Annotated in this window: 9 protein-coding genes; 5 read left to right on the top strand and 4 right to left on the bottom strand. The window is 29.5% G+C overall.

Annotation, left to right across the window (positions count from 1 at the left end; translation table 11 throughout):
• The first annotated feature begins 219 nt into the window (after positions 1 to 219).
• Positions 220 to 486, top strand: a complete 267-nt coding sequence (locus HYG84_RS14685) for a hypothetical protein (protein WP_212378492.1) — start codon at positions 220 to 222, stop codon at positions 484 to 486.
• A 295-nt stretch (positions 487 to 781) separates the two neighbouring features.
• Here the strand turns inward: HYG84_RS14685 and HYG84_RS14680 are convergent, their stop codons facing one another.
• The 3 genes from HYG84_RS14680 to HYG84_RS14670 form a co-directional block, all read right to left on the bottom strand.
• On the bottom strand, positions 782 to 2,281 hold the full coding sequence (locus HYG84_RS14680; RefSeq protein WP_212378490.1) for a carbon starvation CstA family protein: 1,500 nt from the start codon (positions 2,279 to 2,281) through the stop codon (positions 782 to 784).
• A 132-nt stretch (positions 2,282 to 2,413) separates the two neighbouring features.
• Positions 2,414 to 3,154, bottom strand: a complete 741-nt coding sequence (locus HYG84_RS14675) for a LytR/AlgR family response regulator transcription factor (protein ID WP_212378488.1) — start codon at positions 3,152 to 3,154, stop codon at positions 2,414 to 2,416.
• A 2-nt stretch (positions 3,155 to 3,156) separates the two neighbouring features.
• Positions 3,157 to 4,827 carry a sensor histidine kinase gene (locus HYG84_RS14670; RefSeq protein WP_212378485.1) on the bottom strand — a complete coding sequence of 557 codons (1,671 nt, stop codon included), beginning with the start codon at positions 4,825 to 4,827 and terminating at the stop codon, positions 3,157 to 3,159.
• Between the two features lie 190 nt (positions 4,828 to 5,017).
• Between HYG84_RS14670 and pglX the strand changes: the two genes are divergently transcribed.
• Together pglX and HYG84_RS14660 are read left to right on the top strand one after the other, a co-directional pair.
• A complete protein-coding gene (gene pglX / locus HYG84_RS14665) occupies positions 5,018 to 8,323 on the top strand; it encodes a BREX-1 system adenine-specific DNA-methyltransferase PglX (RefSeq protein ID WP_212378483.1) in 3,306 nt (1,101 codons plus the stop codon).
• 178 nt (positions 8,324 to 8,501) lie between these two features.
• The gene (locus tag HYG84_RS14660) at positions 8,502 to 9,017 is read left to right on the top strand and encodes a hypothetical protein (protein ID WP_212378481.1); all 516 of its coding nucleotides are present in this window, start codon (positions 8,502 to 8,504) and stop codon (positions 9,015 to 9,017) included.
• 35 nt (positions 9,018 to 9,052) lie between these two features.
• Here the strand turns inward: HYG84_RS14660 and HYG84_RS14655 are convergent, their stop codons facing one another.
• Positions 9,053 to 9,664: an NUDIX hydrolase gene (locus HYG84_RS14655; protein WP_212378479.1), complete on the bottom strand. Its 612-nt coding sequence runs from the start codon at positions 9,662 to 9,664 to the stop codon at positions 9,053 to 9,055.
• A gap of 315 nt (positions 9,665 to 9,979) precedes the next feature.
• On the opposite strand from HYG84_RS14655, the gene HYG84_RS14650 reads away from it, so the two are divergent.
• Both HYG84_RS14650 and HYG84_RS14645 read left to right on the top strand, forming a co-directional pair.
• Positions 9,980 to 12,076, top strand: coding sequence for a M28 family metallopeptidase (locus HYG84_RS14650; RefSeq protein ID WP_212378477.1), 2,097 nt, complete (start codon positions 9,980 to 9,982; stop codon positions 12,074 to 12,076).
• A 341-nt stretch (positions 12,077 to 12,417) separates the two neighbouring features.
• Positions 12,418 to 14,127: an ABC transporter substrate-binding protein gene (locus tag HYG84_RS14645; protein ID WP_249168642.1), complete on the top strand. Its 1,710-nt coding sequence runs from the start codon at positions 12,418 to 12,420 to the stop codon at positions 14,125 to 14,127.
• The last annotated feature ends 31 nt before the right edge of the window (positions 14,128 to 14,158 follow it).

The raw sequence follows: 14,158 nt of genomic DNA, 5'->3' as shown, positions 1-14,158 counted from the left end.
CTTTAGTACATTATATAATATACTACCTTTTAATGCAAGGTACTAATTTAAAACAATAACTATATCATCTTATCCAAATTAATGAGTAGTATACATTAAATTATTGCCAGAGCTTATAATATATAATGATTTATATTTCAACCTATTGACATATGAAGCACAAAAGTTTATTATCTTAATTATGTAAAAGATAAACTGAGATTATCAGGAGGTTTTTAAATGAGATTGCAGGAATTAGCGGAAGAAATACAACAAGACTTAGAAGAAGGTAAGTTGAATTTTATTATTTATCAAGAGGGAAGACAGTGGAAATATGAAAAGTATGATAGTTATGGTGATAAAATAGATGAAGAGGCAGAAAAAAGATATTTCACTATAAAATATAGAATAGATGATGAAGCGATAATTGTAAATGGAAAAAAAGATTTTATATCTTATGATTTAAAATATATACAAAAACGAATAAAAGATTTAATAAGAGGATAAAACAAATAAAATTATTACAAAGATAGGAATTTCATGTTAAATGAGTTTAAAAAATTTGCACCACAAGCACCACCGAAACCATCAAAGGAAGAACTTTTATTAGAAGAAATAAGAGATATTTTAAAACAAAACAAGGTTGAAGCAAAATAGAAAGTGAAAGTAAATACAAACTTTCATTAAATATTAAAGGGACTATCGCTAATATCAAGGATAGTCCCTTTAAGTATTTACTGCTGTAGTCATACAAAAAACAGGATTACTTTCAAAGGTAATCCTGTTTAAATTATATACTATTTTAATCTAATGCATTTTGTAAGATTTGTTCTTCTTTATTAGAAGCTCTTTTAAAAATACCAAATGTGTAAAGTAATACACAAATTGCACCTAATACATAAGAAATCATATAACTATCTGGGCTAAGTCCAAACATAGAACCAATTCGGCCTTCTAAACCAAATCCTATAGGAGCATGGAAGATATAACTAGATATAACAAATGTATATAACATACCTGGTATCAATGATATCCAATAGTTTCTCTTATGAATAGATAGGTAAACTGTAATCATTGCCAGTGCAAATATTCCAACTGTTTGGTTTGTCCAAGCAAAGTATCTCCATAGTATGTTAAACCCAGCTGGATTTAATTTAGCATATCCTAATATTAGAAGTGCTGGCACAAATATAGCGGCAGTAACAGCGACTCTCTTTTTAGCATCACTTTGATCTATATTGAATTGTTCTGCAATCATAAGTCTTAAAGATCTAAATGCAGTATCTCCTGATGTTATAGGAAGTACTATAACCCCGATAATCGCAAAGATTGCTCCTATACTTCCTAGGAATTCTCTTGAAACAAGACCTATCATTAGAGTTGCATTTGTGTCAAGAGCTGTTCCTCTATTAAATAATATCATAGCTCCTGCAGCCCATACCATGGCGATAAATCCTTCTACTAACATCATGTTAAAGAATGTCATTTTTCCTTCTTTTTCACTCTTAACAGTTCTAGAAAGTAATGTTGCTTGACTTGAATGGAATCCTGACATTATACCACAGGCAACAGTGATAAAGAATATAGGCATAAATGGAAGTTTAGAAGGATGTTGAGAGAATATGTTAGCATTTAAAGCTAAATTTGTAAGATTCGCTCCACCATCCATTATTATTCCTACAAAAACCCCAACAGCTGATAGTATAAGAATTCCACCAAACACCGGATACACCTTACCAATAATTGCATCTATTGGGAATAAGGTTGCAATTAGATAATAAAGAAATATAGCACCATATACTATCCACAATACCTTATTTGAAGCAACAGCTTCCTGGCCAATTAACTCAGTAACTATTAAGTCTCCAGGTGTATAAACAAAAACGGCTCCAACTAAAAGCATCAATACCCACATAATAATATTGTATACCTTATGAACCCCACCGCCTAAGTACTTATTTACCATCTTAGGCATTTGAGCTCCACCATTTCTCATAGAGATCATTCCAGAGAAATAATCATGCATAGAACCGGCAAGAACACATCCAAGGGGTATAGTTAAAAATGCTATAGGTCCAAATAAAATACCTTGGATAGGTCCCAGAATAGGCCCAGTACCTGCTATGTTTAATAATTGCACTAAACTGTTTTTCCATGATTTCATTACTACATAGTCTACACCATCAGCCTTACTAACAGCTGGCGTAGGTCTATCGTCAGGACCAAAAACACTCTCACAGTATTTTCCATAAATAAGTCCGCCAATAATAAGTATTGCTAGCCCAATAAGAAAAGTTGTCATTTTTTTCTCCTCCTTAATTTATTAATATTCCATTAATTATCTTATAATTCTTTATTCTCAAAAAGTCAAAAAAAGCACCAAATAACAAAAAACAGATCTAAAAGACCCGTTTTTTGCGTCGAAAGGCTAGTATTAAATTCCTAATATTTGTTTAAATAGTTTCACTTGATTTCTACTTATTGGTATTTCATCATTAATTCCTTCTACAATTGCTACATAGGAGCCATTGAACCATGGTGAAATTTCTCTTATCTTATTAAGATTAACTAAATAACTCCTATGGGTTCTAAAAAAACCTTTTTCGTTAAGTTTTTCTTCTAGTTCTTGTAGAGAACTGCTAGAGGAAAATGTCTCTTTATTTGTTTTTATAAATATATTTCGATCCTCTGTATATATTAGAAGAATGTCCTCTACATCTATTAAAAGTAGCTTATCATCCTTTAGCACAGGAAGTTTATTAAGAGAAATATTGTTTGTTGATACTTTATTATTATTTGTATAATTGTTTTCTATTATATATCTTACCTTAGAAACTGCCTTTAAAACTCTTTCTTCTTCGTAGGGCTTTAATATATAATCAATGGCATCTACATCAAAGGCTTCTATCGCATATTGGTCATAGGCGGTAGTAAAAATAATTTTACATTCAATATTTAGTTTATTAATTTCTTTGCTAAGTTGAATCCCATCAATATCAGGCATCCTTACATCAACAAAAACTAAATCTGGCCTTAGTTTTTTTACAAGATCTAGTCCTTCAATCCCACAATCAGCCTTTCCGACAATATCTATATAATGGATTTTAGATAGTAAAAATGTTAGTTCTTCAATTGATAAATATTCATCATCAATTATTACAGCTCTTATATTCAATATTAAGCACTCCTTTTTGGAATATTAACTAAAACTTTAGTGCCTAAGCTTTTCTTGCTTTCAATTTTCAGTCCATAATCACTCCCATATATAGATTTAAGCCTCTTATCTATATTGTTTATTCCTATTCCATGATTAGTAGGTTTTTCAAAGGGCTGATCAAATCCAACACCATTGTCTTCAATTTTTATATTATAGCAATCTCCATAATCCCTTATAGCTATAGCAATTGTTCCACCTTCTTTTTTAGGGTATATACCGTGCTTAACAGCATTTTCTACTAATGGTTGCAGTATTAGGTGGGGAATTTGAAAGTTATCAGTATTTATATCATAGACTACTTTTAATTTATCTCCAAACCTTGCCTGTTCAATTTCTAAATAGGCTTCCACATGTTTTATTTCATTATTTATATCAACTATATCATTGTTTTCTTTAAAGCTTTCTCTCAAGAAATTACCTAGATTTATTAATAGCTTTCTGGCAATTTCAGGATTTATTCTACACATAGATACTATAGTGTTTAATGCATTAAAAAGAAAATGGGGATTAATTTGAGCTTGCAACGCTTTCAGCTCGGCTTTAGATAAAAGCTGAGCATTATAATCTATCTCTGCAAGTTCAATTTGAGTTGAAAAAAGTTTAGCTAATCCTTCAGCTAATTGTACATCTACATCTGAAATGCCATTTTCTTTAGTTTTATATATTTTTAATACTCCTATAACTCGATCTTTTTTAAATAAAGGGACAATGATAACAGAGTTAAGTTTACAGGATTTATTTTGACATCCAATTTTGTTATGATTGTCTACAATAATAGATTTTTCAGTCTCAAGTACTGTTTTAGTAACGGATGTCTTTATCATTTCCCCAGGTAAGTGATGGTCTGAACCAATGCCAACGTGGGCAAGAATTTCAGAGCCTTCGGTAATTGCTACTGCATCTACCTTCGCTATTGAATGTATTATATTGCAAGTGGCTAAAGCAGTTTCTCTGTTAATACCATTTCTTAATATTGGTAGTGTTTTGTCTGCAATTTTTAGAGCTAATTCTGATTGGGCCGCAGCTTCCCTTTGTTGTTCCTTATAAATGTTTTCCAAAAGTATGATAAACAATGCAACACCTACAGAGTTTACTAATGTCATAGGCATAATTATTTTTCCTACTAGCTTAATGGCTAAAGCATAGGGTTTAGCCACACAGATTACAATGATCATCTGTAGTATTTCTGCTAATACAGTAATATAAAATCCTAGTAGCCACTTTCTTTTTACTTTATTTTTGTACTTATATGCAATACTTCCAATTATACCTTCGCAAATAGTAGATAACATACATGCAAGGGCTGTAAACCCTCCAATATCGATAGCCCATCTATGGATACCTGAAATAAGTCCAGAGCCAATACCTACAAATGGACCACCCAATAATCCTGCTACTACAACCCCTATTGCTCTAGAATTGGCAATAGCACCATCTATGGGAAACCCATAGTAGGTACCAAAAATACCAAAAAGTCCAAATATTATAGTTAAAAATATTTTATTATAAAAAGTATTTTGTTTATTTAAAACTAAATTTTTAAATGAATTAGTTTTTGATAATAGAAAGGTTATAACAAACATTAGAGAAAGACTATTTACAAGATCTAATGCAATTTTAAATATCTCCATAATTTCGCCTCCAATATTAGCATAGATTAAGTTAATTTTAGCACATTATCAATATTACGGGCAATAACCGAAGATAAAAAAGGATTTAAGCTAAGTTTGTAGAATTTTATAATTATTATATCAGAAAGGATTGCCCCATGGTATGGAAGAAATATATATTAAAATATATAAGTAATAAGGAGAAATATAGATGGATAAAACAGCAATTAAAAATTTTGCCATTAAGGCAAGACATAAATTGACTGAAGGCATTATTGCAAGAATCTATGATCTTGGCATTACAAAGAATTGTATATTAGATATTGAATATCTAGAAGATGGCTTTAAAGTAAAAGGCGGAAAAGATAGTAAAACTTTTAAAAAATATGAAATAAAACAAAGGAGCAACTTGATTAATAAAATTAAAGAAAATGGGTTTGAACAATTGATTGAGGATGTTGCATATATTTGGTTTATTCGATTAGTAGCTATTAGGTTTATGGAAGTAAATGATTATATATCCTTTAATTTTAAAAAGGATGAGTTTGATAAATATGCTTTCATTAATATATGTAATGAGTTAGCAGAACAAATGCCTACAATTTTTGAAAAGATTGAGGATTATATTGAGTTATTATTCCCTGATAATATTTTTTACAAATCCACTATTATTATAGATGTGTTACAAGATATAGAAGAATTCTATTGGAGTATTGGATCAGGTTGTGGCGGACAGAAACTAGAAGTAGAAAAAGGTGACTGTGGTATAGAAATAATAGGATGGCTTCATCAATACTACTTTTCAATAAGCAAAGAAGAGGTGTTTTCAGATCTTAAAAAGAAAAAGCTAACAAAACAAAATATTCCTGTTGCTACACAAATATTTACACCAAAATGGATTGTTAAATACATGGTAGAAAATTCCCTAGGAAAACTCTGGCTAGAATCGTATCCAAATGAAGTGTTAAGAAAAAAATGGGAGTACTTTATAGAAGATGTAGATGTTAATCTAAGAAATGATGAATTCTTAAAAAAATGTATAAGTTCAGACCTAGATCCTGAAAAAATAATGGTGCTTGATCCTGCAATGGGGAGCGGACATATTTTAGTACATGCCTTTGATGTTTTTTATGATATTTACTCCAGTTTAGGTTATTCAAAAGAAGAAATTCCAATACTTATATTGGAGAAAAATCTTTATGGACTAGATATAGATGACAGAGTCGGAAAATTAGCAGCATTTGCACTTTTAATGAAAGCAAGAAGTAAAAATGAAAATATTTTTAAATATCAACCGAGGTTAAACTTGGCAACTATTCAAGAAAGTAACGAAATTTCTAAAGAGACAATAGATTTTTTTATAAACGCAGAGGTATCTAATTTAGAAAGTCAAGTTTCTAGGGAGGCTGTGGAGTATTTAGTTAATACTTTTCAAGATGCCAAAGAGTATGGAGCATTACTTAATATAAAACCTATTGACTTTGGGTCCTTAGAAATGAAAATCGAAAAAATTAGGAGGTTACCCGCATCAGATCTATTTCAGTTTCAACACAGACAAATTATATTAGAGAAATTACCTCTTTTGATTAAGCAGGGAAAGATTATGAGCCAGAAGTATGATGTAGTTGTGGCAAATCCCCCTTACAGTGGACTAAGGAAATTTAATAATATACTGAAAAGATTTGTGGAAGAGCACTATTGGGACTATAAATATGATTTATTTTCCGTATTCATGATGAGGAATATGAATTTTACAAAGGATAATGGCCTTGCTGGTTTCATGACTCCAAATGTATGGCAATTTATTTCATCCTATGAGAATTTAAGAAAGGATATAATTAACAACTATCAGTTACTAAGCTTGATTCAATTAGAGGATGATGGATTTAAAGATGCATCAGTATCTATTAGTACTTTTGTAATTAGAAAATGTAATGTAGGGACTGAATCTACATTTATTAAATTAGTTGATAGAGAAGGAGAGCGAGATAGAAAAGTAGAAGGTAAAGTGCTAAAGAACAGTGAGAATAAGTTTATTATAGATCAAAATATTTTCAAAAGAATACCAGGTTGTAAAATAGCATTCTGGATTGGAGAAAATACGATTAAGACCCTTGAAAATGGCAAAAAATTAAATGAAATAGGGAAACCTAGACAGGGTATGGCTACTTCAGATAATAATAGGTTTTTAAGATATTGGTATGAGGTAAATATGGAGAAAATATGGTTTTCTAATACAAGTTCTAATATCCTAAATTATAAATGGGTCCCATATAATAAAGGTGGAGGATATAGAAAATGGTATGGCAATAATTGTTTTGTTATAAACTGGGAAAATAATGGTTATGAAATTAAGGAGTACGCGGAAAATTTATACGGCAATTATACTAGAACAATAAAAAACGAAGAATTTTATTTCAAAGAAGGAATAACCTATACCTTTATTGGAAAGGATATTGGACCTAGGCTTTCACCAAAGGGCTTTATTTTTGATGTTGCTGGATCTATGATATTTGTTGAAAAAAGCAAGCTTTATTACATTTTAGGCTTGGTTGCTTCTAAATTATCAAATCATTATATGAAGTTCTTAAACCCTAGTCTTAATATACAAGTTGGAGATATAAAAAACATACCAATAATTGAACCAGTAGATAATAATATATATGGAGATATTGATAATTTAGTTATTGAAAATATTAATATTTCAAAAAATGACTGGGATTCCTTTGAAATCTCATGGGATTTTAAAAAACATCCGATATTACATTATAAGTTAAAAGCTAAAACGATTAAGGAAGCTTATAAGAATTGGGCAGATTTTACAGAATATCAATTTAATAGATTAAAGCAAAATGAAGAAAAGTTAAATAGTATATTTATTAATATTTATGGAATACAGGAAGAGCTTACTCCTGAAGTTGAATATGAAAATATAACAATTAAAAGAGCTAAGGAAGAAAGAGATATTAAATCCTTTATTTCATATGGAGTAGGTTGCATGTTTGGCAGATATTCTCTAGATGAGGAAGGTCTTATTTATGCTGGTGGAAATTTTAAGTATAAATTTAAATTTCAAGATGGGGCTTGGAGAGTAAATACTAAGAGTGGATGGAAAAAATCTTCTATTAATATTGTAACAGATAATATGATCCCTATTACGGAGAACAAATCTTCTAAAAATGATATAGTAAGTAGATTTATTGAGTTTGTAAAAATCACCTTTGGAGAAGAGACATTAGAGGAAAACTTAAATTATGTTGCTACAGTTTTATATGGAGAAACAAATGAAACTGCAAATGAAAAATTAAGACGTTACTTTCTTAAGGACTTCTTTTTAGATCATGTAAAGATATATCAAAAAAGGCCAATTTACTGGATGTTAGATTGTAAAAAAGAAGCAGACTCTAAATTTTTAATATATATGCATAGACATAAAGAGTCAATTATTGATAAAATAAAAAATATAAATTTAGATGATGGAGTGAAAGTAAATTACGAAAAAATTATTAGTGGCTAATGTTAAAAATACTTTGGCTAGACTCAAAGTTAATAACAAACTTCAAGGTAGTAGTTGGATTAATAAAAGTACAATATAAATATTTTTAAAAACATATTATTGAATTATAGATTTTAAAATAAATGCAATAATAGAAATAAGATTATTAAGCTTAAATTTAATTAAGAAGGTGATAGCTTTGAAATTAATAAGAAACCACTTACTTGTATTGATAATTATAATTAGTGTTATAGTTATTATGATGACAGGATGTACAGAGAAACAAGGGGATAATAATTCATTAGAAGAAGAGGATGTAGGTCTAGCAGATTCAATTGTTAATGGAGAAATGCAAAAACGGGATAGTTTTACATTAACACAATTAAGAGATCTATTGGACAAGTCTACTAGTATTGAAGTTAAAAATCTTGACAATCAGATTATAGGCAAAATAAGTACTGGAGAAAAGATCAATAAAGTAGTAGAGGATATATTTGCACATAGCGCCATAGATAATTATGAACATTCCTCTGCGGAAAATTTAGTTGCCACAGTAAACTTTTATCCTGCATCAAGTGAACCTATTTATGGGTTAATAAAAGATAAGTTTATTTATATAGAAGGCTATTACTTTACTTCAAAAAACAATAGTATACAGAAGATAGTTGACTATTTTGAGACAAATACAGAAGAAGAACCTATAGTTGGAGACTAATAGGTTCTTCTTTTTTGCGTAGCATCCGACGAGTGTTATTTAAATGTATCTAAAAAACCTTTTAATATTTTAGCAGTAATTCCCCATATGATATGATCTTTGTACTTATAAAAATAAACTGGGTATATACCTGACTTCCAATCATATGCTTTTCCATTTTGCACTAACTGGAATGGAAAATTGTCTATGGGCTCAGTGTGGATTGTCATGTTACTTACTTGAGGCTCTTGTTTTAACAACTCCTTTATAGGTACAGAAAATATAGAAGAAACTTCATCTTTGTTATATTCAATAGAATTAAATTGAACATCATTAAGAATTCCACAAAATGAATATATAGCCATATTAAATGGAGTTACTAAGTAGTCTAGCTCACCTAAAATTTCAATATTGTCTTTAGAAATATTTAGTTCTTCAGATGTTTCCCGTATAGCGCAACTAAATGCATCTTCATTATCTTCTAATCTACCTCCTGGAAAACATATTTCACCTGGTTGGGTATTAAGCGAAAAGGATCGAACTTGGAAAAGAATATGATAGTCTCCATCCACTTTAATTATTGGAACAATAACTGCAGATTCATACATAATATCTAGAATAACAGGTTTCTTGCTTTTTATTGTTTCTTTAATCAATTTAATATCCATAGTATGAAATGCTCCTCCTGTTAATATTCGGTGTATTCTATTATATCATTATTTTTTATAAATAGATTGTAATCCTTCTAGTTTTATAACCCATAGAAAAGTATAAATCTTATTAAATAGATATTTTGTAAAACGTGTTTAAATAAAGGCTTGGATTATATTTTAAGAATAGGTTAAGTTAATACGCATATCTATAGATTGAGAAGTATATATAAAATTTAGAAAGATTTAGAAAATATTAGCAGGATAATTACAGAATATATAGAATATAGTATAAAATTCTAAATAGTACAAAATATCTAGGAGGTAACAAATTTGAAAAATGTATATTTAAAATTAATTTTTCTCTTATTATTTGTTTTAGTCTTTACAACTGGCTATGCTATTGGGCAGCCAATAAAAGCAAATATTGAGGAAGTTAATATTAAATCCCATATAGATATATTGACCTCAGCAAAATACGAAGGAAGATTAATTGGTACTAAAGGTAATGAAAAAACCGTGGAGTATATAGAAAATCACTTTAAATCCATTGGATTACATAGTTTTATTGAAGAAGGATATAAAAAAGAATTTGAAACAGTTAGTTTTGAATGGATTGGATCACCAAGGTTTAACGTAATTAATAACAATGGAGATATAGTTGATTCATATGAAGAAAGGAAAGACTTTACAATTAGATTAGATAATATGAGTATGGGAGGGAGCTTTAAAGGAAATATAACACATGTTATTAATCCTAAAGAACTTATTGAATCTAGTGATAAATTTAAAGATAAAGCTATTCTTATTAACTATGAAGATGATAGCATAAAAAAGCTAGGACTTAGTCAAGAAGAAGTAGATGACAGATTATACTATATAGGAAAAACTAGCGTAATTATTTATCCAGAAACTCATCCCATTAAAGAACCAAATATTAACTTAGGATATAAAAACAAATGGCTTCCAACTAAAGGATTTATTAAAATTGGTGTAAATGATGGGACGTATGAGAAATTAATCTCTTATACAAATGAAGGATATAAGCTTGATATACATGTGCCGATTTCTTTTAATACAGTCTTATCTAATAATATTTATGGATTTATACCAGGGTCTAGTTATCCTAATGGTAATTATATTATAATAGCAACCTCTATAGATGGCTTAGGAATGAATTGCAAAAAGGAACAATATCTAGGAGCGTCGGATAATGCTACATCTACCTCTTTAATGCTTGAACTAGCCCGTGTACTTGCAGCTAAAGATGAAAAGATAGATTCTACCATTGTATTTGCAGGGTTTAATGGTAAACACATTGGATCTGTAGGGATTATGGAGTATTTAAGAGATCTTCTAGTTCCACCAGAGAAAACTGAAATAATTTATTTAGATAATGTATCTGCACCAGAAGAGAGTATATTAAAAATTGCTACATTTTTAAATCCAAGGGTTAATAGATTAGTAGGGAAGAAGGTATTAAATCAATTTGATAATATTAGTAATCAATTAGAAATTTCACATGAGTTAGATGATAGTTATGTGGATGGAGAACATATCTTATTTAGAAATTCTGGCATTGTAGCTTCAATACTTACTTATAATAATAATGAAAATATTGGTACAACTTTAAATACTGTTAGCAATATTAATCTATCTAAGATCAAAGAAGTCGGTATTTTAATCAATAACTATATTGAATATTATGGGAATAAACATTTACTTTTAGAAGTAGCTTATATTTTTATGGCTACATGGTGGTTAATTCCTATTGGAGCTGTATTAGTGCTTTTAAAATGCTATATATCAAATAAATCTAAACAAAATAAACTAGGATTATGGTTAAATTCTAAACCGATTATAACTACATATTTATTGATGTCGTTTTTCATTACTGTTTTAATCATGCAAACTAAGCATAATATAAGTGAAATTACAGGACTGCTTATGCAAGATGTTAATGTTACGTCAATTTCCTTGGGTTATATGTTAGCTAATAATATTTTTTCTACCTTACCTATGATAGTCTATTTAAGTATTGTTTTACTATTGATTATTTTAATCATAACTATATTACATTATTTTTCAAAGAAATTTAATAAGACCAGTTACTTATTATTTGTGTCATTAGTCACTTACATTGTATTTATGAAGGGATTTAATAATTTTTATGACTATAGATACTCTATTATTTATCCTAAACTACTATCTTTTTATAACTCCCAATATATAGTTATTCTATTAATTCTATTATTTTCTTTGTTTGTAACTTGGATATTTAATAAAGAGACTCAGACAAAGAACTATTTAAAATTGACAATTATGTTTCTAACAGTATTTATCATATTAACAACTTTTACATATAGTCCTTATGTTATTTCAAAGGAAGTAATAAACTTAAAATCAACAGATAGTAGATTAAAGCTATAAAACTAAGATCCATTATCTGAATACTGAAAATTATTACAAATGTTAATAAAAATTATTGAAATTATTAATAAAATGTAATAAAATAAGGATTACTATTATTAAGAATCGATGAATATTTTTAAACTAATAACAAATAATAATAAATTTGAACCACTATATGCAGTATAATCAAGCTATTTTATAACTGGCAAGAAGAACAAAATACATATATAGCTATACAAAAAATATAAATATTTATAACATCTACGACTTTTAAAATTAAATTATAACTTGAAAGGGGGTATGCTTAAAAATATTTACTATAATTTTAAACTAATAAAAATATTTAAGGGGGAAACAAAATGTTGAAAAAAAGTGTTGTATTATTATTGATTTTCGCAATGGTAGTATCTACATTCCTTATAGGTTGTACACCTAAGGAACCGGCTGCGGTTGAACCGGGCCCAGGAAATGAAGTGACAGAAGAACCAGGTGCAGTTTATCCAGGTGCTGAAAGAGGTAATGTGTTAACAGTAGGTGGAACAAGCCCGCAGGGTATATTTAACCCACTTACATCTAGTACGACATATGATCGATACATATACGAATTAATATTTGATCCATTACTACAAGTTGAGCCAAGTGGAGCTTTAACTACAGATGGTGCTTTAGCTAAGGAATATAAAGTATCTGATGATGGATTAGTTTATACTTTCCATTTACGAGAAGGTATAAAATGGCATGACGGAACTGAAGTAACTGCTGATGATGTTGTATTCAGCTATAACACAATATTAGCACCAGATTATAAAGGTAAACTATATATCGCAGGAATACAAAGTATAGTTGGTGCTAAGGATGTAAAAGATGGAAAAGCAGAAGTTGCAGAAGGTATAAAGGCATTAGATAAATATACAGTTGAAGTTATTGTAGAAAAAGCTATGTCAGTTACATTAAGACAAATAGCAAATTTTTACCCAGTACCAAAACACTATTATGAAAAAGCAAATGCAGAGGAAATGGCAGCTTTAGACCGTGATCCATTAGGAAATGGAGCATTTAAATTAAAGAAATATGAAGTTGAGCAATATGTGGAGTTAGAGCCTAACAAAGATTACTGGCAAGGTGCTCCAAAACTTGATGGTATTATATGGAAAGTAGTTGCTAACGAAAACGAATTAGCAGAGTTTGAAGTCGGTTCTGTAGATGCTGTAAACTTTGAAAACGCTAAGGAAAACTACGAGGTTATAGAAGGTTATAAACATTCAGAATTAATTAACAACTGGAATAACGGCTATGCATATGCTGCATTTAACTTTACAAACCCAATTTTCCAAGACAAATTAGTTAGGCAAGCCCTTGTTTATGGACTAGATAGACATGGATTTGTTCAGTCCTTCTTTGGTGACTTGGGTGGTCAAGTTGCCCATACTCCAATTTCACCAGTATCCTGGGCATATCCAGACCTAAGCCAATTAAACGAATATAAATATAATCCAGAAAAAGCTGGCGAATTATTAGATCAAGCTGGCTGGACAATGGGTAACGATGGATTTAGATACAAAGATGGAAAGAAATTAGCATTTAAATGGACATCTTACAATGAGGCAGAATGGTCTACAAAGGTTAGTGCTCTAGCGGCAGAAAACTGGAAGCAAATCGGTGTAGATTGTGAAATCGTTTTAATGGACTTTAACTCTTTATCGGAGTTAACAAGTGATCCAGGTAATAAAGGGAAGTGGGATATTACTAATGCGGCTTGGGGATTAACTGCAGACCCAGATATGTATTCTACTTTCAGTAAGACTACATTACCTCCAGGAAACAACAAAGGATATTTCCAAAATGATAAAATTGAAGAATTAATGGTTAAAGGTCAAACTGAATTTGATGAAGCAAAGCGTAAAGATATTTACTTAGAGCTTGCTAAAGAATTTAACGAAGAACTACCATATATATTCGTTTATGTAAGAATGAACCCATGGTTAGTAAACAAGAGAGTTAAAAACTTTAATCCTACAGAGTTCACTCAATGGTCAACAAATTCTCATTTAATCGAAATTGTTCAATAATTAGAGTTTCTAATCAATTCTATATACATAT

It is taken from the genome of Alkaliphilus sp. B6464 (genome assembly GCF_018141165.1).
Taxonomy (GTDB): domain Bacteria; phylum Bacillota; class Clostridia; order Peptostreptococcales; family Natronincolaceae; genus Alkaliphilus_B.
This window is presented reverse-complemented; position numbering and strand designations above follow the sequence as displayed.